Below are 21,038 nucleotides of genomic sequence, written 5' to 3' on the forward strand. Positions count from 1 at the left end.
GTAGAAATATCTTGGGCGGCTCTCAGGCGCCCCGGGATGGGTGTGCCCACTCGCCATCAAGCTCGGATTCCGCTGCCTCGATCAGAGCCACCTGAGCACGGGATCGTATCTCCGGTGGGCAGCTGCCGAATATGGCGGACACAAGCCCTTCCGCGAGTTCGGCGATCCTCGGCGTCAGGTCCGTCGGAAACAGGTGGTCCTCATCTACACCTACTCCCCGGCGTAAAAGTTGTGCCTTGATAGCGCGCTTCTCCACGACACGCTCCTTGATCATCAGCCAGCGGCCGGCGTTAGCCTTGGCTGCCGCGACAATCCGTTCGAAACCGTCGTCTTTATAGAAATCTCGATTTGCGAGGTATCTGATTTCGGCCATGCATCTTCTCCTTCCGTCAGCCCAAATTAAAACTGGCAAATGTTCCATCCCAATCTCAGGCGCGTATTCCCCATTTCGGCACTTACCGCCTATTCAACCCGGTCGGCGTCGTCATGTCGCGCGCTGTCTTCGCGCAGCGGATCGCGAGCAAGATTGGCAAATTCGCGCAGAAATGCCTTCGAACTGTCCTCAGCCAAGCGTCCGGAGAGGGTTCCGATCAAGAGCTCGACATCGGCGTTCAACTCCATCGGGTCGAGCGAGCCCGCGTCAGCCTGCTCAAAAATTGCGTCGTTCAAGGCCTTGATGTCCGCTCCGAATGCGCCCCGGACCTCCTGTCGCCGCAGGAGGACCGATCCAGGGGAAGTTCCAGCCTCGTCTTGGATATCCGAAGTGCGATCAAGCCGATGTCGAGGTCGTGGAGATCCCTGATAGACATTACGATCCAGCTTCGCCTGATCTATCTCGATACGGACGTTCTCGACCTCCATGGGACCGGAACCGCGCGCAGCTGGGCGCGTTGCTGGGGGATTGGCCGTCGTACCGGGTCGCTTGTTCTGCTCAGCTTTCTGGTTTTCCTCCCGAGGCTCGTCCTCCGAGACGCCGGCTTCGCGCGTTTCGTCGAGATCCAGACGCTGACGAAGTTCATCGAGCGACGAGATATAGACATGACGTACGCCCTCCTTGACGATGAAGCGGACGCTCTGTGCCTCCCGGGGTCGCTCGATGGCACCCAAATCGACGTCCATTCCGGCGCCCGACAATTGGCTCGCCGTTCTTGCGAACGGCGTTGTTTCAGGCGCTGGCGCGCCGGGCCAGACGGCCTCGCTATCAGCGATCGTCCACTCGACCGGCTCCATGCAGGGCCTGATTACTGGCTTGAACTTCTGAACCTTCGAAAACATCCGCTCGCCACCCGAGTCGAGCTTCATGATGCGCATGAGCGGCATGCCGGTGACCTGAAGGATCGCTTCCTCCGGCTTCATCATCATCAACGTGTTGACGGGAAGAAGGTCGACCGACACCGGCACCTTCGAGATCGATCGTTGCCTGCGACCATGCCGATGGGAATAGGAGGACTGCTCTACCCACTCCGTCGTCCTTCCGGCGGCGGCTGAGACGGCGGCCGCGTCCTCCTGGTTCTGGAAGTTCATGAACAGCTTGATCGTCGAAGCTCCCATCAGAATCTTCTGGCCAGAGCGCTGGTAAAGCCGCTCGAGCTGGGCACCGTCCTGCAGGATGAAGACGAAGCGAACGCCGTTCTTGCGGATCAGCGGCGCAAGAGTCAGCACGGTGTCTATGCGGCCGCCATTGCCGAACTCGTCGAGCATCATCAGCACTTCGTGCTCGCCATTGCGTAGCGGTCCCATCTGCACGAGCTTGTCGGCCATCTGCTGGATGAACATCGAGATCAGTCGCTCGTAGATCTGCATCGCGTTCCAGTCAGCCTGGATGAAGATCACCAATTTTCGCGTTCTGATCGTGTCGATCGGGATCGTGGTAATCGAGGTCAGCGCCTCCACGAGAGGGTTCTGTAAGAAATTGAGCTTGGCAACGATCTCCGCCGCGATACCTTCCCCGAGTTTTTCGTGCCGGCCGGCAAACTTCGTGAGCTGCATGCGGGTCTGGTCGGAAAGGACCGCCTCGTAGTTTTCCAGCAGCTGGATGATCGCCTTCCGCTCGTCCGACATCGAATTGAGGATGCGGTAGAGTTCGCTCAGCGACTTGCGGGTATCAGGGCATTCAAGCACGAAGCCGAGCATCGCCGTGAGCAGAATTCTGGCACTCTCCTCCCAGAAGTCGGAGGAATCGGACCGCAGGCGCTCCGGCAGCAACATCTGCGTCAGTTTCTGCAGGTCGGTGATCCGCTGGTTGGGATCGGCACTGATCAGGTCGAGTGGATTGTAACCGTCTGTAAATTTGGATCCTGGTGCCAGCAGGAAAATCTCGTAGCCCCGGTCCTTCAGATAGCCCGACGTCTCCTCGAACAGCTCGCCGCTCATGTCGAGGACCATCTGCGATCCCTTGAAGCTCATCATCGTCGGAATGACGAAGCCGCGCGACTTGCCCTGTCCCGGCGAGCCGATGACCATAACATGCTGGTCGCCATCGTTGCGCAGAAGAAGGCCCTGCTTGAGACCGAGCACAATCCCGTGCTTATCGCGCAGCCGGAAATCGGCGGCATCTTTCAGGGTCGCCAGCCGCGCCTTGCCCATGATCATGCGCTGGCGTTTCTGGATCGCCGCCCCAATCGGAAACCCGACCAGCGCTCCCGCCGCGGCCAGACCGGCGAGCGCCGCAAGCACTATCTGGCGTGACGGCCGCTGAAACGTACCGGCCGCGTCGGTGGCTCCAAAGGGGACCTGATACATCGCCGCGAGATGGGCCCCATAATAATCGGCGATAGCGGCATACCCACCAGCTCTGCTTGCGACGAGATAGAAGACAACGCCGTAGACGATCACGGCGGCATAAGCAGCCGCGAAGATGAGTGCGGTATGCGCGATCAAGGTGAACATCGACCGGATATGCAGGAGGTAGAGGATCTTGCGCGACAGCGCCCTGCCGCCTTTGAGCATCCACAAGCACAAAAGGAAAAACAGAAACGGCGAGGCCAGGACTAGAGCCAAGATCGAGAGTCCGACGGTGTTTCGCGCGCGGATGACCGACCATGTGTAGGCAATACTGTCGAGAACGCGGGCCTGCGCAATGTAGTCGTAATAGGAGGTCGACCCGAAGGATGTGACGTACAGGTCGTAGATCAGCGTGAAGAACAGCAGCCATATCAGCACGGCGCCGAGAACGGCGACCGGGAATGTGAAGGCCGAGACCTCCTGAAACTTCGTCCACTTCGGGCGTTCAGCCTCTGCGCCCGTGGATACGCTTGCCATCTTCGTCCACCTCGTCTGCAAAATAGATCTCGCTGACACCGCGGCCGCCGGCAGCATCGCTCTTCTTCAACTGGACCACGATCGGGATGATCGAGCGGATGTAGCGGATGATGTCGTCGCGCTCCATGCGAACATTGCTGTTGAGCACCAGGGTCGACAGCCGGTTGAAGGCATGATGCGGAGAATTCGCGTGGATGGTCGACATCGATCCCGGATGACCGGTGTTGATCGCGTTCAGGAAGTCGAAAGCCTCGTCGCCGCGTAGTTCGCCCATGAAGATCCGGTCGGGCCTGAGGCGCAGTGCAGAGGCCAGAAGGTCGGTCATCGTGACTCGCGCCTCGCCCTGGCCGCCTTTCGAGACGAGCAGCGAGACGACGTTTTCCTGGCGCGGTTCAAGCTCGGCCGTGTCCTGCATCAGGATAAAACGCTCATGGTCCGGGATCGCCGTCAGCATCGTATTGAGGAATGTCGTTTTGCCGGTGGACGTGCCGCCCGAGATCAACATGCTGCGATGGTTGATCGCCGCGAGCTCCAGAAACGCGCGCGTCCTTCCGGCCCGCAGCAGGCGCGATAACTCGATATCGACATCATCGATATAGTCGTCTCCCGTCACCTTGGTGAAGCGGAAAGCTCCGGCTCTCTCGTAATCGTCGAGGTCGAAGCGTCGGATGAATTGCTTGCGGATGGAAAAGGCGTGACCAGTGGCCGACGTCGGATTGAGCACGAACTGGACGCGCTCGCCGTCGGTGAGCGTCGCCGAGAGCAGCGGACGTTCGGCATTGACGGTCTGCTTGGTGAACGAGGCAGCGCGGGACGCCATATGGCGGATCGCCTCCTGATCAAGCCCATCGATCTCTTGCCTGATCATGCTGAGCTGGCCGATCCGCTCGAGCCAGATTTCGTTGCTGCGCTGGCAAGAAATCTCGACCACCACGGGATCGTCGAGAAAAGGTCGGATGGGTTCGAGCGCCTCGGAGAGAAAATGCTGTTCGGCGGAGATCGACAGGCGCGCGTTCATTTGGCGGCCTTCTTTCTGCGCAAGCGGTCGAACTCTTCGCGCACCGGGTCCGGATAGAGATCCGAGAAATCAAGGTCCCGCGTCACGAACACCGTAATATCGGAGCCCTGAGCAATATGGATCGTCGGCTTGATGTTGCGCGTATCCTGGAAGGCCTCGGTCGCCAATTGCTGGATGCCCGATGCGATGGTCTCGGAGGCGATCTCGCGCGCGCGATCCTGTGACGTGGTGCCGTTATCCTGGGGAATGCTGGTCACGGTTCCGTCCGTATTGACGATCGTGATGTTGCGATCCTGTTTCTGACCGAGCTGGGCAATGTATTGCGTCACCCCGCCGATCATGGTCAGGAGCGCCGGCGGTCCGAACCGCTCCCAATATTTCCGATCGACGACACCTGTCATGCCGGAGCGGCCGAGACGGTCCGTACCGTAGGAGCCGAGCTGGACCGAAACGCCGTCGCCGCGGATCATGCGCGTCCAGACGATGAACAGGCGTTCCTGGCCGCGTTCCACACCAGACTTGTAGTCGCCGATCAGCGAGGAGCCGGCGGGTATCAGGATGCGCCGGCCGTCGAAGGAATAGACATCCTCTCGGACGATCGCCTTCACCATGCCGGCAAGGTCGGAATTGACCGCCGTCTCCAGCGTGCCGCGGATCATCGTGCCCTGCGGGATCCAGGCATCGATACGGCGGTTCTCGGCGGCGACCGAGACCTCCACCCCCTGGCCACCCATCGCTTTCAGAAAGGCGCGATCACCATCGACCGCCCCGCCAGTGTCCCCAATCGCCGTAGATGCTCCGGCCGTGCTGTTCGCCCCGAACAGACCAGCTCCTGAAGTATCGGACGAAGCCCGTGCTGCACCGTTCGTTTGTTCGGACTGATCGAAGACAACGGCTGTAGAGCGCACGCGCTCGAGAAGCTTAGCCTGCCGGGCGAGCTCGATGCATTTTGGATTGTCCGGGTTGTTTCCCCTTGAGCAATCGACATCGACCGGCGGCGCGATCTGGACCGGGGCCGGGATCACAGGGGCCGGCGGAGGGGGTGGTGGCGGAGGTGGCGCCTCGGGCACCTGGACAGTCGGCAAGGGCGGCGGCGCCGGCGGATTGAAACCTTCGTTTCTCGGCGCCTGGACCGGACGGAACTCTTCCCGTGGGGTGTTGTCGACTGTCGGTTCCCGCTCCCCGCCGGAAAACAGGAAATAGAGAACGACGCCGATGCCGGCGATCGCCGCCACCACGGCGACCGGCCGCATCAGCCCGATGCCCGAGCGCCTCACCTGCCCGCCAATCGCTGTGTCGTTTTCGATGGAGTGATAGTTCGGATCAGACATCGTGCCTCCCTATCGTGATTTTGATGCGGCGCTGACGCCCGCCGAGCCCAGCCGCTTGGGCGCCACCGCTCCCTCTATCGGCGCCGGCACATCGGCTGGAGCGGTCCTGAGATTGAACAGGCAGGTCTCGTTCTCGGTGCCGTAGCGCAGCGTCCACTGCCGCGAGACCGTGTCGATGACGATGTAGTCCGCCTCACGGCGATAATTGACGAGGCTCTCCCGCCGTTTGTTATCGACGATAAAGATCGCCGGCACATCGCCGGTGAATTTCATGAAGGTCTTCAGGCCGTCGTCGAACACCCACAGTGGCTTGGCGGCATCGCTGCCCTTGAAGCCATAGTCGTAATTGACCTTGTCACGGCGGATGTTCTTGATGTTGGGATTGCGCTCGGCGTCCTGCGCCTGCTTCCAAAGCTCGGCCGTGCCCTTCAAACCAGCGTCTTCTGGGTACATGAACTGCAGCTTGAAGGTCTGGTTCTGGATGGCCTTGCTCTCGTTCACCTCCAGATCGAACGAATAGGTGCGCTTTGTGGTCACGACCGAGAGGTTGGTCGGCGCGTCTTTTTCCATCGGCTTCAGGGTGAGGGAGCGCCTGTCAGCCGATGTGAGTATCTGCCAGGAGACCGTGTCACCGGCGACGACCTGCGTGATCTCCTCATCGGCACCGAACAGGATGGTCGTCACCATCCCGTAAGTGCCGGTCACGACGAAGACCTGCTCGGCCGAATAGGGCAAGGTCCGCACCCGAGGATCGAGCCTGCCAGGCCGGGCAATGAGCTCGGCCTGCGCCGATGATGTTGCCAGGAGCAGTGACATGATCATTCCAGCCATCCTCCGACTCATTGAACGAGCCCCGAAGGCATGGTTTCAGGAACTTTCACATATTCGGTGACCACGAAGCCGAGCGGGTTATAGAGCCTAACCCGATTGCTGGCAGGCAGATTGATCTGCCGGTAGCGAACCGTCGCGGACCACCGATTGACGACCTCGCCTCCCCGCTCCCGCTCTCTCGTCTCGAAGCGCACTGACATGGTCGAGGCGTTGAGCGGATTGACCGACAGGATTTCCGGCCGGATCTCGCCAGTCGTTCCCATGGTCTTGACCGGGCCTCTCGGATTGGAAGGGTTCATCCACTCCGAATAATCCTTGAAGGCTGCCGCATCGGGATCCGACCAGAGGGCGATCATGTCGAAGTTTTCGGAGAGATAGCGGGGATCGTAGGTCTCGCGGCGGATGACGTAGTTACCCACAAACGAGGCGCGAACGGCCTGGATTTCGGAGACGTTCGAGCGGTCCTTGTCGAGCGTCGTCACTGTCTCCATGTAGCCGGTGTTCTTGTCGACGATCAGCGGCACGACCTCGGTTCGAACGAGCGGAAAGAGCTGCGCAACGGAAAAGGACAGAACGCCCGCGACGATCCAGCCTGCCACTGCAAAGACCAGCAGGATGAGACCGATCAATGTCCGCAGCGAGCGGTTCTTCTCCCCCCATGAGAGGTGTTGATCGTAGATGTCTTGCGGGCCGGGGACACGATCGGCCGGCGCCGGCTTCAATTGCCTTTTGAACAATGCCAAATCTCAAACCTCGAAGTCGCAATGAGTAAATCTCTGATCCTCGTCGCCACAGCCTCATTCGCTGTTGCGACGGCGATTGGTAAGCATACGGCCGAGAGCGCCGGCGCCCGCGACACTGCCGCGACCCGCAAGTGCCGCGGCCGTCACGGCGCCCCTTGGGCCGGCTAGCGTGCTAAGTGCTATTGCCGCAGCCTGGCCGGCGCGGGAATTACTGGAGGAGAGGCGCCTGCGCGCGGTATTGTAGGCCGTGTCCACGCCACCCCCGCCCGGAACGCTGGAGAAGGCCGCGCCGTAGGCGAAGGTCCGGGCGAAATCCGGTACCTGGAAGATGAAATAGGAGATCAGCGCGAGGTAGAGCACCATGGCGAGCACGATCGCCAGTGCGTTCTCCTTGGTGGCCATGTCGCCGTTGATCGTATCCATCATGCCGATCAGGAATCCGAACGACAGCCCGGCCATGATATAGGTAAAGAGCAGCATGAACATGCCGTAGGCAACGCCCCTCACCCAGGCGTCGAAGACAAAGCGGGTAATGCCGAAGAAATAGCAGAGAATGGCGATCGGACCGATTGCAAGCATGACGGCGGTGATCATCTTGGCAAAGAGCGTGACGCCTGTGAGGATCAGCAGCATCGGCAGCAGTCCGAAGACCAGCACGATAAAGACGACGACGGCGCCTGTCACATTCGGCAGCCATCCGGACTCGTAGGAATTGAAGAGCTGCATGGCAAAGTCGTAGACTTTTCGCGACATGCTGGCGACTTGCTGGGCGATGTCCGTTCCGGCCGATTGCCCACCCATCGCTGAAGATATCGCGGATCCCAGATCCTGGGGCGCCGACAGCACGAACTGGCCGATATTGTCGTAGAAGAGCGCCCAGGACATGATGAGGGCATAGGCAAGCGTGATCTTGAATGCTGTGATCGCCATGTCCTGAAGCGAAACGCTAGACAGTCCGAGCGCGCCCCAGAGGAAATAGAGGATCAGGAATATCGCGAGGATGCCGGAAACGAGGTTGCTGTTTTCGGCAAACAGCCCCCAGGCCCTTTCCAGAGAGGCCTCGTTGATCTTGTCGAAATATCGAAGCGCGTCGCCATAGAAATTTATTGCGTAGCTGACGGGATCCATGTGTCATCCTGAAAATTATTGACCGGTCGCATCGGGCCGCAATCGTGCTTGACGGCGCCCGCGACCGCATTCTCAACGGCCGTGGTCGTGGGCTCGGATACGAAACCGAGTGCCGGCACAGGGTTTTCGTCAGCCGAGCATTTCGCGAGCTGCTCGTACTTTCCGGCGCAACCGGCGAGCACTGCACCGGTGAACATCAAGACAAGAAACGCCCTCACTGGTTTTGATCCTCAAGGGCCTTCAGCTGATCGCGAACCGAAGCGCCTTGCGTCTGCGTCGCACCGTCACGCATCACGCTGTCGGGAAGCGGGGCGAAGGTCTTGAGGTTCTGCGACGACGTTGCAAGGGCTGCCTTGTACTGCTGGTTCAGGAGCATGACCTGGTTGTTCAGCGAGCCGACAGCCTCGTTGGCGGTCTGGTTGCCCTGAAGCACCATCTGGGTGTTCTCCTCCAAGGCCCCTTTCAGATCCTTCGCCGTTCCGATCTGCTGTGTGGCCTGCATGAACGAGTTCTGCCGATCTTTCGTGGCGCTGTTCATCGCGTCGGTAAGGGCCGTCAGCGTCGTCAGGGCATTGATCCCCTGCGAATAGGCCTGGTTTGCGCCCGAGAGTTCGCCGCCCTTGACGGTATCGACCACCATCTTCACGAGGTTGAGGCCGTTGATCAGTTTGGCTGCGGTGTTCTGGAACTGGCCGCCGATCCCACCGAACACTGCGGCGTTGCTCGATAGCACCGTGCTAAAGTCTGGCGCCTGTCCCATGCTGAAGCCATTGCCGGTCGCGAGCTTTGCAAACTGGCTGGCATCCTGCGTCCGGTCTCCGGTGATCGCTTGAAGGGTTTTCGTCGTGTTGTCTTTGACGACGGAGGTGTCCTGCTGGATCTCGGAGGACAGGCGCTTAATGTCCTGACTGATGGAGATGTTCTCCGAATCTTTGACGGGGACCTGCGCATGTGCGTGTGAGACGAGTAGGATGGCGAATGCCGGTGCGATCACTGCTGTCTTCATATGCCTAACCTCACTTCGTTGTTCAGTTTGCTGTCGGCCGGGAATCGACGACCGTGACGAGGCCGAGTGCTGGATCCTGCATCGCCGTGAAGGTCGCAACCGTGCCATTGCTGCGCGCCTCATCCTGCAGGTCGGACAGCCAGCGCTGGATTTGTTCGGTGGTGGCAGAGGTCGGCACGGCAAAACAGCGCGTGCCACCGGTGTCGATGATGTTGGTCGGGCACCGAATCTCGGCCATGACAAGCGAGCCGTCGTGATCTCCGGAATTTCCACCACCACTGCCGCGCAGGCTTGCCGACGACGATTGCAGCCCCGCCTGCAGGCGCTGGAGATATTGCTGGTTCGCTGCGATGGATTTTCCAAGCAGATCGTTCCACACCGAACCTCGCTCGACCTGCGCCTGCGTGTTGCGGTCGACGGCCTTCTTCAACTGCTCGCCGCAGCCATTCCCGTAGCTGGCGGTTTCGGTCTCGGTTGGGGCCTCCGTTGGCGTCCGATCGCCATTCTGAGCCTTGTTGCGGGCATAATAAGCAGAGACCTTTTTGACGTAGTCCTGGGTCTCCGGAATGTTGGGAATCTGGCCGTTCTGCAGCGACAGCCGATAGGGGCCGGCATTGTAGCCGGCGGCGATCAGGTCGTAGCGGTCGCCGAACATCCCCTGGAGCTGCTTGATGTATTTGACGCCGCCGCGAATATTGTCGCGCGTGTCATAGGGGTTGACGCCGAGCTGCGCGGCGGTACCCGGCATCAGTTGCATGACACCGGTGGCGCCGACCGCCGACCGTGCCGATTGGCGGAAGCGGGACTCCTGCTCGGCGATCGCCAGTGCGAAATTCGGATCGACACCCTGCCGGATCGCCTCCTCTTCGACCATGCTGGCGACTTCCTGCTGGCTCGGCGTCCGCTGGGCTGGCGCAGCCGGTGCAGCGTTTCCACCCATGCCGTCGGCCGAGCAATCGGCGGGCGCCCCCGAACCCTGACCGGGCGCGAAGCTATCGGTCGTGCCGCCCGAGGCACCTTTGACCTTGCGAGTATCGGCCTGATAGGACTGATACCAGTTCAGGGTCGCCTGCTGGATCTTTTGCCGAGCGTTGTCGATCACCGGTACCTGCGCATGGCCCGCGGTTCCGGCGAAAAGTGCGACGATGGCGAAAGCGCCGGCCGCGGCTCTCTCAAGACGCTTTGCGTTGCTCATCGACCGCCACCCCATCCCAGTCGCAGAATTTCGACAGCCAGTTTTTTGGATCGTCGCCATATTCGTCGAGCAGCATCTCCACCTCGCGGACCGTCTCCTCGCGACCGGACAGCACCTTGATGAAGTCCGGCATGTGAGACATGTCCACGCGGGCGATCACGCTGTTCTTTGCCTGCTTGATCAGCATGAAACGCGAGCTCGGATCGCCGTTCTTCACCCATTCGAACTCTGCCCGCGACAGGCCAAAGTGATCCATGTAGGAGCCTTCATCCGCCTTCGGATTGGCAAAGAAGATGTTCGTCGATGTCTGTTCGATGATCGTCCGGCTGACGCTGGAGCGCACCACATCGTCGGCCGACTGCGTGCCGAAGATGACGAGACCGTTCCGCTTTCGGATGGTTTTGAAGTAGTCCTTCATGGTGCGCTTGAACTCGTCGTCGTCGAGCAGCTTCCAGGCTTCATCCATCAGATTGATGATCGGCGCCCTGCCGTCGTAGATCTCGTCCAGCCGGTGAAACATGTAGAGAAGGGCTGCGGTGCGCACCGTCGGATCGTCGAGGATCGACGTCATGTCGAAGCCGATCATCGGTCGCGAGATATCAAGATTGTCCTCGGCATTGTCGAAGAGCCAGGCGTAAGGCCCCTTGTCGACCCATTTGTCGAGCCGGGCGATCAGGCTGCCCTCGGTCCTCTCGCTGCCGGCGAGCAGTGCGCGCAACGACGAAAGACGGCGGTACGACCTGTCCTTCGTCTTGAGGACGGATTTGATCGCATTGCGGATGATTGATTCTTCTTGCGGCGTCAGGCTTTCGCCTTCCTTAGACGGCTTCAGCATGAAGCTCAGGAGCCCGTAGAGGAAAACGCAGTTCTCCTCAGTATCCTCGAGCAGCAGCGGGTTCCAACCTGACGGCTGGCCGGGCTCCAGCGTCATGTAGGTTCCGCCCGCCGCCCGCACCATGATGTCGAGGCCGCGATCCTTGTCGAAGACGATCGTCTTCAGGTGGGGACTAACGCGGTAGGCCTGCAGGATAAGAAAGGACATGATGACGGTCTTACCCGACCCGGTCGGGCCGAAAACGGTCGTGTGCCCGACGTCACCCTGGTGGAAGTTGAAGAAGAAGGGCGTGCCTGACGTCGTCTCGAAGATCGTGATCGCCGGCCCCCAGTGGTTGCCGTCGGGTTTGCCATAGGGATAGGCGTGAAAGCTGCTTAAGCCGGCGCAGTTCAGCGTTGAGATCAGTGCGCGGCGCGCGATGTAGGCCTGGTTGCCAGGCAGTTGCGCCCAGTAGGCGGGCTCCGCATTCAGGTCCTCGCGGACATAGGAGGCGCCGAGTGCGCCAAGTTCGTTGCCGATCAGGGCGACCGCGTCGTCAAGCTGGGCTGTGGTTTTCGCGATCGGCATCACGGTGAGATGATGCTCGGTGAAGGCGACCCGTTTGCGGGCAAGTTCGTCCCGAGCGATGTCAAGGTTGGCCTGAACACTCGATCCGCCTTCGTCGGCCTTCGTCATCTGGCGGTCCAGCCGTTCGATCCGGCTACGCGCCGTCATATCGTCGACAAAGGACATCGACTGGGTCAGCACCAGCTCGAATGGCAGTTTAAGGACATAGTCGAGCATACCGGCACCGGTCTCTGGCGGATATTCTTTAAGAGAGACCATCGCCGCGTAACGATCGTCGTCCGATCTGTCGCCCTGCAGGTGAATGACGCGGTTGCCGATCGATGTCCTGCGGGCCGGCAACATCTCGTCGATCGGAATGTTTCCAAGCCGGATCGGCCGGACGCGTCCGCCATTGAGGAGCGTATAAAAGAACTCGCATTGTTCGGAGAACCAGACTTTGCGGGCTGCTTCGTCAATCACCATGTCTTCTGAGACGTCGCGGAAGATCGTCCTGTTGTCGCCGACGTCAACCTGTATGCGTTGCACGTCGCGCAGAACCTTCGGGGCATAGACGGAAAGCGATTTCTCCAGTGCCCGCGTCGCCTCGATCAGCTTGTCGCGCATTGCCCGGAATTGTTCCTTGCGCACGATCGTGCCGCCGGCGCCCATGAGGCGGGAAAGCGCCGAGCCCTTCCGGAACATTGGGCGCACGACGAGGGAAACATAAGTGTCGTTCACGAACATCTCGTTCTTCGAGATGCTGGCCTGATAAACGTGATCGAGGCGCTGCATAAAGGGATCGGCGAAGACGGACGGCAACGACGGCGCGACCTTACGTCTGACCACATGCGTATAGAGTGCGAAGCTGCCGATCGAGGAGATCGCACGGAAGCCGGCGTTACGCTGCCGCTGCAGCATGTTGATCGTTTCGATATCGGCGGTCTCGAAAGAAAAGCCGGTGAGCTTCAGGGTCGAGACGAGGCAGTCGTTCTTCAGGCGAATGATGCCGTTTTCGATCGGCACATAGAAAGGGACGTGGGTTGCGACACGGCGATCCGCGAAAATTTCCCAACCCTTCGATAGACTGCCTTTCAGCGATCTCGCCATCGTGTTCATCGCTCACACCCCGTAGGTTCTGACGCCACCACCGAGCTTCCGGCCAAGCGGGTTGACGCCACACATGCTGAGGCGTCCGACAATCTCGAAGAACCAGAGGTCGAGCTTGACGGTGAGCACATAGAGAATGCCGTGCAGGACGACGAACGAGACCGGAAACCAGAGGATGGATCCAAGGATCATGAAGGCCATCAGCGAGACGAAGCACTCAGCGAGGAAATAGGTGTAGGGAATCCCCATGACCGTCGGCGGGCGGGTCAGCGCGAGGATGACGGGATAGGATTCGATATAGTCGTCACCACCGTCAGCGTCGTTTCCTGCCGCCATGGTCATGCTCCCCCGCCGGCGAGGAAGTCGACGAGCTCGGCTGCGGCAAACATGCCGGCAAGGCAACCGGCGACGCGCAGGAGGGCGCCCCAGGACCAGTATCCGAAGGCAGCGGCGAGAAACATGCCGATGAAAGCGATTGCTCCGACAGATCGACCGAACGGGCCGGTGAAGAACTGCACCAGGCGATCTGCCGCCTGTTGCAGACGATCGAGGTTTTGCGCCGCTGCCGGCTCGTATTGACTGATGAGCAGGATCAAGCTCGCGGCAACCACGATAGCGGCGTTGCCGAGCCATTTTCGCCTGGCCATGGAGGACCAGGCAACGCTGCTGTAGAGAATGGCCGTCTGGACTGCCAACGCGATCGGATTCATCTAAACACCTCTTCCTTGACAATTTTGACCGGCCCACCGGTGTTCTTCCGCTCCTCCTCATGTTGAGGACGAACGTCTGGCGGGATCGGCGTTGCGGCTGAGAAAACAAGCATGGGGGATTTTGCCCGCTCGGCAGGCCCACTGTGGCGCGGCGAGCTGGAAACATTCGCCGAAGTTCGGGTTGTGGGCGAGACAATCGGCGTGGCCGCTGTGCCGGTGTAATACCCGACGACACGGGTGACGTAGTCGGCGGTTTCGCGGATCAACGGCAGGGAATGGCGAAGGTCCACGTTGGGCTCGCCTGCATTATAGGCGGCAGCGACCAGCACAGGATTTCTGTACTTGGCGATCAGAACGCGAAGAAACCGCGTGCCCGCGCGGATGTTCTGTTCGGGATCGGTCAGATCAGTCGCACCGAAAGCATCACCGATCCGCGGCATAACCTGCATCAATCCGACGGCGCCGGCGGGGCTGACGAGGCGTGGATCGAAACTGGCATTCTCGGCTCGCATGACCGAAAGCACCCAATTCGGGTCAACGTCCTCCTTTCCGGCGATTGTCAGTGCGAGCCTGGCATAGCCCTCCGGGACTCCGGATAGAAGACTGGGACGGGCCTGTGTCGGCGTCGCGCTGACATCGATCTGAGGGTCAGTTGCCGGGTCGTTGATCGGAGGACCGGACGACTGATCGTGCGCGTAGACGCTGATAAGCGAATGCACGGCGCTGTCGCGCCGTGCATTCGTGCTGCCAGCCGCATCTCCGGATGATCGCCCAGCCCTGTCCGACCCTTCGATCACATCCAAGGGGGCAGCGCTGGATCGGAACAGATCTTCAACGATCGGTCCGTTAAATCGCTCGTCGAAGTTGGTGGAATCGATCGTCGGCACATCCTGCGACGAAGCAACAAAACCAGATGACGCCGGATTTGGTGGCGGTAGGACCGCGACCTTGTCCGCCTTCGGCTCAATGCCGCTCGAACGATGATCGACCTGTGGCGATATTCCCGAACTAATATGACCGCTGCTGTCGTCTGAGCCGGAGGCAAAACCTGTAAGTAATAAGGCCGATGTTCCGGCGATCCACAGTGCGCTTCGCGACCGTGTGTTGTGCGGTCTGTTTTCAGGCGAAAGCGGGACGCGTTCCATGGCTGAACCAGTGCAAATTATACTGCGGTATAAGAATTTGAACTGCATTCCTCCACGGAAATCAACCCAAAAATTTAACTGGAGTGTAATTATGCCGTCGTGGCAAAAGGTAGGAGCGACGGTTTCCCGAGAAGAATCAATCGCGTAGGCGTGACCATTTGTCTGGGTTCCAGCGATACTGGAGCTGTTCGCGGTCACCCAAAATGCGGGCGAGACGTACGGCCGTCCCGCCCTTGACCAGGACCGAACCAGCATCCGCACCTGATCGGGCGACAGAGATTCGGCACACGAAATTGGGCAATTCCGGTTGTATCCTCGTCACCTGATAGCAGGACTCGACTTGGTAGCGTTGGCCATCGTCGGCAATCGACAGGCCCCTCTCCTGGACGGGACCAAGACGCTGGCGTCCGATTCGGTGCCATATTCCAGCACGCATTCGACGATGTTGTCCCGATAGGCTTTGCAAGCTGTGAGGCTGAGATACGCAAACGGCGCCCGCGGCTGTGGTCGCGGCCCCTCAACCTGATGAGCACATCCGGCCAGCACAGTAATCGCCGCCAGAGATCCGAAGAGCTTCGTGAAAGTCCGCATAGTGTTGCTTTCTAGCTTGCCTGCCGATAACCGGCATTTTCGAGGGCTTCGAGAAAAAGATCGCGGGCAAGCCCGCAATAGGGTGAGGATGGCTGAGCTAGGTGAAGCTGGGTGAGCATCAAACCGAGGTCGAAGATGGTTGTCACGACGTCCTTCAGGTCATCGTTGAAGGCGTCGCGCAACATCTCGCGGCCCTCGTGGCCTTTGACCACGATGGTGTAGTCATCACGTGCAACGCTATGCCAGAGTTCGATCGTGCCGGTTTCGCCGATTTCGCTTTCCGTGTCGCAGACTAGCAAGAGTGCATAATCCGGATCGCGCATTGCGCTTTCCTCTATAGAGGTCTCCCCACAAAACTCCGTCAGCACCGCGTCAGAGGCAAAGAGTAGCAAGCGCTCATTCACTAGAAGGCGCTCTTGGCCAAGTCGAACAAAGCCGTTCATGACCGCGGAGCGGATTGCAGCGGGTGGAAGATTTTCTGCGCAGTGTTCGCAAATCGATGTCAATTGGCCGCCCAGAAAAGCGAAGGCGCTATGGAAGCGGTTGACGACGGATCGCTCAACATTTTCGGTCTGGCCGCCCAGCGCCTCGACGAATGCGAATGCATCAAGTGGCCCGTGGGACTTCACCAGTATTTCGCATCCCGGCGCGGACCCTGCGTCACCCAACAAACTCGAAGGGCCAACCACGACAGCGGCGGACCGCGTCTGTGCACCACAGCCCGGGCAGTCCGCTGAAAATGGCACCTTGTACCATTCTTTCGTCAGGAGGGATCGATTGTGTATCAGTGTCAAACCCCATTCTTGAAGAAACTGAATACCGCCTGGTCCCCAGCTTTGACCGAATGAATAACTTATACTCCGGTATAATTTTATCAGTAGCAGATGGCTTGCTCAAGCGGGAAAAAGCCTGAGACTTAGACATGTCGGGGTCCGTGGTAGATATGTAGATGCTCGGTTGATCACGTCGCTCAGTTGGCCCCGCTAACGCTGACGGTTTCAATAGAGGCGTTGCCGAAGTCATGTTGTCGCCGTCTTGGTTGTTGCGAAAACCGCAGCAACCAGGATTGCGATTATAACCTTGCCAATTGAGGGAATGTCCAAAGACGCAGACCGCGGGGACGCGCTTTCACCGTTTCGCGAAATGGGTGAATCCCTCATTCACCGATGCGCCGGATCGCTCAAATGCCTGTTCGCAGAATGAGCTGTTCGCTGAGCCGCCCAATCGCGCGCCCACGCAAACACCCATTGAGCGATCTGCGTATTCACCGATTCGCTGATTAACGGGATCGCCTAAACACGCATTCGCCGGATCGGTGTCTCACCATTTCACGGATTTGCTGCTTCGCCGATCTGCCGTTTCACCCGATGGCCCAATCACTGCTCCACTCATTCGCCGACGTACCGATACGCCCAAACGGTGACGCACCTATTCACATATGCACGGATTCGCCTATTCGCACATTCGCAAGCCGGTCCAATCGGCGAACCACCTATCGACGGGTTCGCCCATTCGCCGATTAGCGCAAGCGCCTGATCTCCTAGATGCTGCTGCATTTCACAGCGGCCGGAGACTCTTGCCCCAAAGAGCCGGCTCCCAGCCTCCCCTCCTACCGGCTCGACGTCTCTCCCTCATGGCCTTGTTTCGTTTGAGAAATGAAAGACCGGGAAACCCTCGCTCGCCTTTGAGGCGATCGCCCCTCGGGCGAAACGGCTAATGGTATACCAATAGCCTATCCTGCCATCTTCTAACCAATCGGCCTGGCCACCGTGCCCGAGGCGCCGATGCTGTTGCGAGTCGTCAGACAAAGCAACAGCGATCACAGGCTATGGCCTGTGATCCGCGCCCGAGGAACAGCACGGTGGCCAGGCCGATTGGTTAGAAGATGCTGAAGCGAGCCGTCGTCGTGAGCAGTCGAGAGAACCGTCACCGGAGGTGACGGGTATCAACGACATGCGAACGATGAGACGGCGAGCGCCCCGCAGGAGAGGACGAGCACCTGGAGCGAATGCCCGAAGCATGAGGGCGTAGCGCAAGGTACTCGTCCTCTCCGTCTTGTTTGGGGAAGTCGCGGCAGCGTCCGCTTAACCGGCCCGAAAGGCCGGGCGGGTCTCGACCCGCACCACAGGGAGAGGGGAGTTTGAGGGGAGAGGCGGCAAGTCTTTCTCCTCAAAACCGTGCGCAGGCTCGATGCCTGCAAGCGGTCAAGCCAACGCAAAAGACGAAAGGCGAGAGGCGGCTCCGCCGCCTCTCGCCCTGCAACCTCAATCGTAGACGACGCGCGCAACGCTGATGGCGATGCCGGTCTCGCGCGCAATATCACGGATGATCGTAGCGAGGGGACCGATCTCCGTATCGCTCACAGAGACGGTCGTCGGATAGCTGATCTCGATGCCGTCGCAGTCTGCCGACAGTGCGTTATACCACTCGCCGCCGTCGACCCGATATTCGTGGGTGTCGAAATCGATCTCCAACTCATCCAGCAGGACAATCCTGCAGCGGGCGAGGATTTCTTCCGCACCTTGAAGCTCGCACGAGATCATGCCGTCTGGATCATCTCCAGAAAGCAGCTCGCGCTGCAGATCCATGATGTGGCGCGTCGAGTCGATCGCTGCATCGAGACCGGCCAGCAGGCGGTCGTGGAGCGTCTTTGAGAATTCATCCTCGCAACCGATACGGTTTGCGCTCACGAGAAGCTTGAAGCCAGCGAGCTTGGCATAGAACATGAGAAAGTTGAAATCAGACATAAGAAGCCTCCTTTTCGTTCTGACGAAAAGGCGCCCGCATTGGCGACCCAAGGGGTCAAGGATCGCGATTAGCGACCGCCAGCGGCGGCGAGCGGAGGAACCGATTTTTTCGTCGTGTCGCGTCAGCGGCGCGGCGGAAAAATTGGAGGGGCCGCGATGTCCTTGAGGCCGCCGGGGCGAATGCGACAATAGGAAGTCAGAGAGAGATAGACCACGGCGCCGGCAGGCGCCGTGACCGCTTGCCGAGCGCAGCCGGCCCTGCAGTCTTTCCGCTTCCCCTGACGCCCGACAATCGCGCTAGGGCGCGGCAACCGCGAGAGGGGCGTGACCCGAATGGGCGGAGACCGCCTGCGGACTCCGTGAGCGAAAGTGAATAGCACCGTCCGCCGCAAGCGGCTCGCCCGGGTCATCCACCAATCATCATCGCCGTGAATCAATCAACACCGGCCGATTCAAATATGTCGTTGGACGCAAAGAGTTCCGTGTCCGATTCTGTGTTCCATGATCGCGCAGCGCTACCAGCTCTATGTCGAACGCACGGACGCCAGGAAGAACATGGCGCGCTACTATGCGATGTCGATCGAGCACAACCTGTTCGGCGAAGCCTGTCTGATCCGCCGATGGGGCCGCATCGGTGCCAGAGGCCAAAGACTGATCCATCATTTCGAGACGGAAGAGGAAGCGGTTGGGCTCTTCCTCCAACTCCTGCGGCAGAAGCGGAGGCGCGGCTACGGCCCGAGATCACGTTTACCGCGAGAGGTGATTGCTTGATCGATGACGGATGGAGGGACGGCCAAGCGATGCTTCGGGCGTGACGCGCCGGTCGACCCGGCGCATCACACCAGGCGACATGGCAAAGGCCTCCCTCAGAAGGGTGGCTCGGCGTCGATTGCGCCTTCCTGCTCTGCGGTGATCACGGCCAGTTCGGCGCGTGCTAGCTCCAGCTCGGATTCGATTTCGCGGCGTTCGGCCGGGTCGATTGCTTCGCGCAGTTCGAGGCAAAGCTCTTCAATGTATTGTTCCAGAAGCATCGTCGTCTCCTTGACGTTTGTGAAAGACGACGCGCGCGGTCATGGGGGCGTGGCGGGGTCAAGGATCGCGCCAGCGACCGGCGGAGCCGGCGAGTGGGGGAGCCGATTTTGTCGGAGCGCAGGGAACCGGAGCGGAGGCAAAATTGGGGGCACCGCTCGTCCTTGATGCCGTCATGCACCCATGACATCCTCGGACGGACTGAGCAGACATTTCCTCTCCGTATCGCACCCGAAACCGAAGGCGGGCTCGATGCCCGTCTTCGGGTCATCTGACCTGTCGCACGTGAATAACTGTGGAGATCCCGGAGTTTCCGGCCATTTGCAGCAGCGTGTCGATGACAGTTCCTGATGGCGATGGCAGGGATTCCGGGTCAAACACGATGCGGAGACATGAAATGACCACCACCAATGAAATCGCCGACAAGATTGCAGGCGAGCACGGCCTTACAAAGGTTCAGGGAAAAGCCATCGTCGAGGCGGTCATCGCCTCGATCACCGCGGCGGCGGTGGCCGGCAACGAGACCTCCCTCCCCGGCTTCGGCAAGTTTAAAGTCAAAGAAACGCCGGAGCGCGAGGCTCGCAATCCCGCGACTGGCGCGACGATCAAGGTTGCCGCCGCGAAAAAACTGGCGTTCACGCCAGCCAAGGCTCTCAAGGATGCGCTGAACAAGTAATCTTGCCAGACAAGCAAAAAAATAGTCCGGCGCCGTGCCGGGCTATTTCCGTTCTGAATTTGCATCAGCGCGCGGACGTCCGCTCAAGGAGATCCTGGATGATCGTGTCGCTGACCGCGTGATGCGCTTCGCGGGCATGGTCGTCCAGCAGCTTGTGAAGAATGCCGGACGCCAAGGGTATGAAGTCGAAACCGCGTGCGATTGCCGCGGTCCTCAGTTGCGACAGTGTTTCGAACTCCCGGAACTCCGTGCCCAGCCAGAGTTCAAGATCCTCGCCATCCGCGTCCGGAAATGCTTGGAGGAAGAACGTCTGAAGCGGGCGGTCGTAGCCGATAGTGGCATCCGGGTCAGCGTGGCGGGATGCGGTTCGGGTGACAGTGATCGTGTAGCGGCTCATGGCGGCCTCCTTTGGAATGAGGACGCCGGCCCCGATTTCGGGGCCGGCGGTCCGGTTCAGGCCGGGCTGTTCCAGAGGATGACCTTCTTGCCGGGCTCGCCACCGGGGGCGGGGGCGACGTTGCCGAAGATCACGCCGATTTCGGGTGCTTCGAGCTTCGTAGAGATGTACTCCTCGCCGGTCTGGCGGGAGATGCGGTTCCAGCCTGCGCCGATCTCGAAGCCGGTCTTGCGGTGGATGATGCGGTAGTCCGGGGCTTCCTCGCTCGCCTTGTTGGCGTTCGGGACGAGGGCGATCGGGGCGTTGACGCGGATGGTGGCGAAGATGCCTTCGAGTGTGCCGTCGGTCTTTTCGGTGAGGGTTGCGATCGTGGTAGCCATGGTGGTGTCTCCTTCGTTGCATCGGGACCATTCCCGATGGCGCCCGAAGAAGGGGCCGCGCCGCAGGCGTCACCGGAGCGCAGCGCAGGGGAACCCCTTGCGGGTTGACGCTGGTCGCGGCCGGTCCCTTAGAAAGGCGACATGAAGAACGGGAATGGTCTCTGAGTGCGACGTCGGCGGGAGTCCTGTCGTGGCGACCGGTTTGCGGCCCGCCGGACGTGCAGCGCTCGTGTCGGGCATTGCCGGCGTTCAGGTCAATGCACTCTCGCTGTCAATGGGCTGAACTAGATGCGTCTGATCCGCCCGACCTAGCCTATCGCCGTCTGCACAGATCGCTTCGGTCAACGCTGCATTCGAATTGC

At 60.1% G+C, this 21,038-nt stretch carries 21 protein-coding genes; 2 read left to right on the plus strand and 19 right to left on the minus strand.

The genetic code is table 11. The features are described from left to right. Positions 1-22 precede the first annotated feature (22 nt). The 16 genes from FHT29_RS26915 to FHT29_RS26990 all read right to left on the minus strand — a co-directional run bounded on the left by FHT29_RS26915 (position 23) and on the right by FHT29_RS26990 (position 18,194). Positions 23-373, minus strand: coding sequence for a hypothetical protein (locus tag FHT29_RS26915; RefSeq protein WP_168600505.1), 351 nt, complete (start codon positions 371-373; stop codon positions 23-25). A gap of 89 nt (positions 374-462) precedes the next feature. Next, entirely contained in the window at positions 463-3,261 is a 2,799-nt protein-coding gene (locus tag FHT29_RS26920; protein ID WP_047636020.1) for a type IV secretory system conjugative DNA transfer family protein, read from the minus strand. Beyond that, positions 3,230-4,279 carry a P-type DNA transfer ATPase VirB11 gene (gene virB11 / locus FHT29_RS26925; RefSeq protein WP_047636021.1) on the minus strand — a complete coding sequence of 350 codons (1,050 nt, stop codon included), beginning with the start codon at positions 4,277-4,279 and terminating at the stop codon, positions 3,230-3,232. The genes FHT29_RS26920 and virB11 overlap by 32 nt, the downstream gene beginning before the upstream one ends. Beyond that, positions 4,276-5,610, minus strand: a complete 1,335-nt coding sequence (virB10, locus tag FHT29_RS26930) for a type IV secretion system protein VirB10 (protein WP_047636022.1) — start codon at positions 5,608-5,610, stop codon at positions 4,276-4,278. Before virB10 ends, virB11 begins: the two co-directional genes overlap by 4 nt. Positions 5,611-5,619: 9 nt before the next feature. Next, a complete protein-coding gene (locus tag FHT29_RS26935) occupies positions 5,620-6,432 on the minus strand; it encodes a TrbG/VirB9 family P-type conjugative transfer protein (RefSeq protein ID WP_246703134.1) in 813 nt (270 codons plus the stop codon). Between the two features lie 17 nt (positions 6,433-6,449). Continuing rightward, positions 6,450-7,184, minus strand: coding sequence for a type IV secretion system protein (locus tag FHT29_RS26940; RefSeq protein WP_047636024.1), 735 nt, complete (start codon positions 7,182-7,184; stop codon positions 6,450-6,452). 54 nt (positions 7,185-7,238) lie between these two features. Further along, the gene (locus FHT29_RS26945; protein ID WP_047636025.1) at positions 7,239-8,312 is read right to left on the minus strand and encodes a type IV secretion system protein; all 1,074 of its coding nucleotides are present in this window, start codon (positions 8,310-8,312) and stop codon (positions 7,239-7,241) included. Continuing rightward, positions 8,288-8,530, minus strand: a complete 243-nt coding sequence (locus FHT29_RS26950; RefSeq protein ID WP_052227961.1) for a hypothetical protein — start codon at positions 8,528-8,530, stop codon at positions 8,288-8,290. Before FHT29_RS26950 ends, FHT29_RS26945 begins: the two co-directional genes overlap by 25 nt. Beyond that, positions 8,527-9,318 carry a hypothetical protein gene (locus tag FHT29_RS26955; RefSeq protein WP_047636026.1) on the minus strand — a complete coding sequence of 264 codons (792 nt, stop codon included), beginning with the start codon at positions 9,316-9,318 and terminating at the stop codon, positions 8,527-8,529. Before FHT29_RS26955 ends, FHT29_RS26950 begins: the two co-directional genes overlap by 4 nt. Positions 9,319-9,340: 22 nt before the next feature. Beyond that, on the minus strand, positions 9,341-10,513 hold the full coding sequence (locus tag FHT29_RS26960; RefSeq protein WP_168600507.1) for a lytic transglycosylase domain-containing protein: 1,173 nt from the start codon (positions 10,511-10,513) through the stop codon (positions 9,341-9,343). Next, entirely contained in the window at positions 10,491-13,010 is a 2,520-nt protein-coding gene (locus FHT29_RS26965; RefSeq protein ID WP_047636028.1) for a VirB4 family type IV secretion/conjugal transfer ATPase, read from the minus strand. The genes FHT29_RS26960 and FHT29_RS26965 overlap by 23 nt, the downstream gene beginning before the upstream one ends. A 3-nt stretch (positions 13,011-13,013) precedes the next feature. Next, complete coding sequence (locus tag FHT29_RS26970) at positions 13,014-13,337, minus strand: VirB3 family type IV secretion system protein (RefSeq protein ID WP_244509917.1); 324 nt, start codon at positions 13,335-13,337, stop codon at positions 13,014-13,016. Positions 13,338-13,339: 2 nt separating this feature from the next. Further along, the gene (locus FHT29_RS26975; RefSeq protein WP_047636030.1) at positions 13,340-13,711 is read right to left on the minus strand and encodes a TrbC/VirB2 family protein; all 372 of its coding nucleotides are present in this window, start codon (positions 13,709-13,711) and stop codon (positions 13,340-13,342) included. Further along, entirely contained in the window at positions 13,708-14,856 is a 1,149-nt protein-coding gene (locus FHT29_RS26980; RefSeq protein WP_047636031.1) for a transglycosylase SLT domain-containing protein, read from the minus strand. Before FHT29_RS26980 ends, FHT29_RS26975 begins: the two co-directional genes overlap by 4 nt. 602 nt (positions 14,857-15,458) lie before the next feature. Then, a complete protein-coding gene (locus tag FHT29_RS26985) occupies positions 15,459-16,115 on the minus strand; it encodes a hypothetical protein (RefSeq protein WP_246703135.1) in 657 nt (218 codons plus the stop codon). 1,596 nt (positions 16,116-17,711) lie between these two features. Beyond that, a complete protein-coding gene (locus FHT29_RS26990; protein ID WP_047636033.1) occupies positions 17,712-18,194 on the minus strand; it encodes a hypothetical protein in 483 nt (160 codons plus the stop codon). A 501-nt stretch (positions 18,195-18,695) separates the two neighbouring features. Between FHT29_RS26990 and FHT29_RS26995 the strand changes: the two genes are divergently transcribed. Then, on the plus strand, positions 18,696-18,965 hold the full coding sequence (locus FHT29_RS26995; RefSeq protein ID WP_047636034.1) for a WGR domain-containing protein: 270 nt from the start codon (positions 18,696-18,698) through the stop codon (positions 18,963-18,965). A gap of 95 nt (positions 18,966-19,060) precedes the next feature. Here the strand turns inward: FHT29_RS26995 and FHT29_RS27000 are convergent, their stop codons facing one another. Next, a complete protein-coding gene (locus FHT29_RS27000) occupies positions 19,061-19,225 on the minus strand; it encodes a hypothetical protein (RefSeq protein WP_168600508.1) in 165 nt (54 codons plus the stop codon). A gap of 380 nt (positions 19,226-19,605) precedes the next feature. On the opposite strand from FHT29_RS27000, the gene FHT29_RS27005 reads away from it, so the two are divergent. After that, positions 19,606-19,899, plus strand: coding sequence for an HU family DNA-binding protein (locus FHT29_RS27005; protein ID WP_281408399.1), 294 nt, complete (start codon positions 19,606-19,608; stop codon positions 19,897-19,899). Between the two features lie 64 nt (positions 19,900-19,963). Here the strand turns inward: FHT29_RS27005 and FHT29_RS27010 are convergent, their stop codons facing one another. Then, positions 19,964-20,296: a hypothetical protein gene (locus FHT29_RS27010; protein ID WP_168600510.1), complete on the minus strand. Its 333-nt coding sequence runs from the start codon at positions 20,294-20,296 to the stop codon at positions 19,964-19,966. A 56-nt stretch (positions 20,297-20,352) separates the two neighbouring features. Then, on the minus strand, positions 20,353-20,676 hold the full coding sequence (locus FHT29_RS27015) for a DUF736 family protein (protein ID WP_047636037.1): 324 nt from the start codon (positions 20,674-20,676) through the stop codon (positions 20,353-20,355). Positions 20,677-21,038 lie beyond the last annotated feature (362 nt).

It is taken from the genome of Rhizobium sp. SG741 (assembly GCF_012275435.1).
Lineage (GTDB): Bacteria > Pseudomonadota > Alphaproteobacteria > Rhizobiales > Rhizobiaceae > Rhizobium > Rhizobium lusitanum.

What these genes read in the sequence shown, in the direction of transcription:
- FHT29_RS26980 (WP_047636031.1), bottom strand. Translation starts at nt 14,856, where the DNA reads ATGGAACGCGTCCCGCTTTCGCCTGAAAACAGACCGCACAACACACGG.
- FHT29_RS27000 (WP_168600508.1), bottom strand. Translation starts at nt 19,225, where the DNA reads ATGCTTCTGGAACAATACATTGAAGAGCTTTGCCTCGAACTGCGCGAA.
- virB11 (WP_047636021.1), bottom strand. Translation starts at nt 4,279, where the DNA reads ATGAACGCGCGCCTGTCGATCTCCGCCGAACAGCATTTTCTCTCCGAG.
- FHT29_RS26935 (WP_246703134.1), bottom strand. Translation starts at nt 6,432, where the DNA reads ATGATCATGTCACTGCTCCTGGCAACATCATCGGCGCAGGCCGAGCTC.
- FHT29_RS26960 (WP_168600507.1), bottom strand. Translation starts at nt 10,513, where the DNA reads ATGAGCAACGCAAAGCGTCTTGAGAGAGCCGCGGCCGGCGCTTTCGCC.
- FHT29_RS26955 (WP_047636026.1), bottom strand. Translation starts at nt 9,318, where the DNA reads ATGAAGACAGCAGTGATCGCACCGGCATTCGCCATCCTACTCGTCTCA.
- FHT29_RS26990 (WP_047636033.1), bottom strand. Translation starts at nt 18,194, where the DNA reads ATGTCTGATTTCAACTTTCTCATGTTCTATGCCAAGCTCGCTGGCTTC.
- FHT29_RS26975 (WP_047636030.1), bottom strand. Translation starts at nt 13,711, where the DNA reads ATGAATCCGATCGCGTTGGCAGTCCAGACGGCCATTCTCTACAGCAGC.
- FHT29_RS26915 (WP_168600505.1), bottom strand. Translation starts at nt 373, where the DNA reads ATGGCCGAAATCAGATACCTCGCAAATCGAGATTTCTATAAAGACGAC.
- virB10 (WP_047636022.1), bottom strand. Translation starts at nt 5,610, where the DNA reads ATGTCTGATCCGAACTATCACTCCATCGAAAACGACACAGCGATTGGC.
- FHT29_RS26970 (WP_244509917.1), bottom strand. Translation starts at nt 13,337, where the DNA reads ATGGCGGCAGGAAACGACGCTGACGGTGGTGACGACTATATCGAATCC.
- FHT29_RS26920 (WP_047636020.1), bottom strand. Translation starts at nt 3,261, where the DNA reads ATGGCAAGCGTATCCACGGGCGCAGAGGCTGAACGCCCGAAGTGGACG.
- FHT29_RS27010 (WP_168600510.1), bottom strand. Translation starts at nt 20,296, where the DNA reads ATGAGCCGCTACACGATCACTGTCACCCGAACCGCATCCCGCCACGCT.
- FHT29_RS27015 (WP_047636037.1), bottom strand. Translation starts at nt 20,676, where the DNA reads ATGGCTACCACGATCGCAACCCTCACCGAAAAGACCGACGGCACACTC.
- FHT29_RS26995 (WP_047636034.1), top strand. Translation starts at nt 18,696, where the DNA reads ATGATCGCGCAGCGCTACCAGCTCTATGTCGAACGCACGGACGCCAGG.
- FHT29_RS26945 (WP_047636025.1), bottom strand. Translation starts at nt 8,312, where the DNA reads ATGGATCCCGTCAGCTACGCAATAAATTTCTATGGCGACGCGCTTCGA.
- FHT29_RS27005 (WP_281408399.1), top strand. Translation starts at nt 19,606, where the DNA reads ATGCGGAGACATGAAATGACCACCACCAATGAAATCGCCGACAAGATT.
- FHT29_RS26965 (WP_047636028.1), bottom strand. Translation starts at nt 13,010, where the DNA reads ATGAACACGATGGCGAGATCGCTGAAAGGCAGTCTATCGAAGGGTTGG.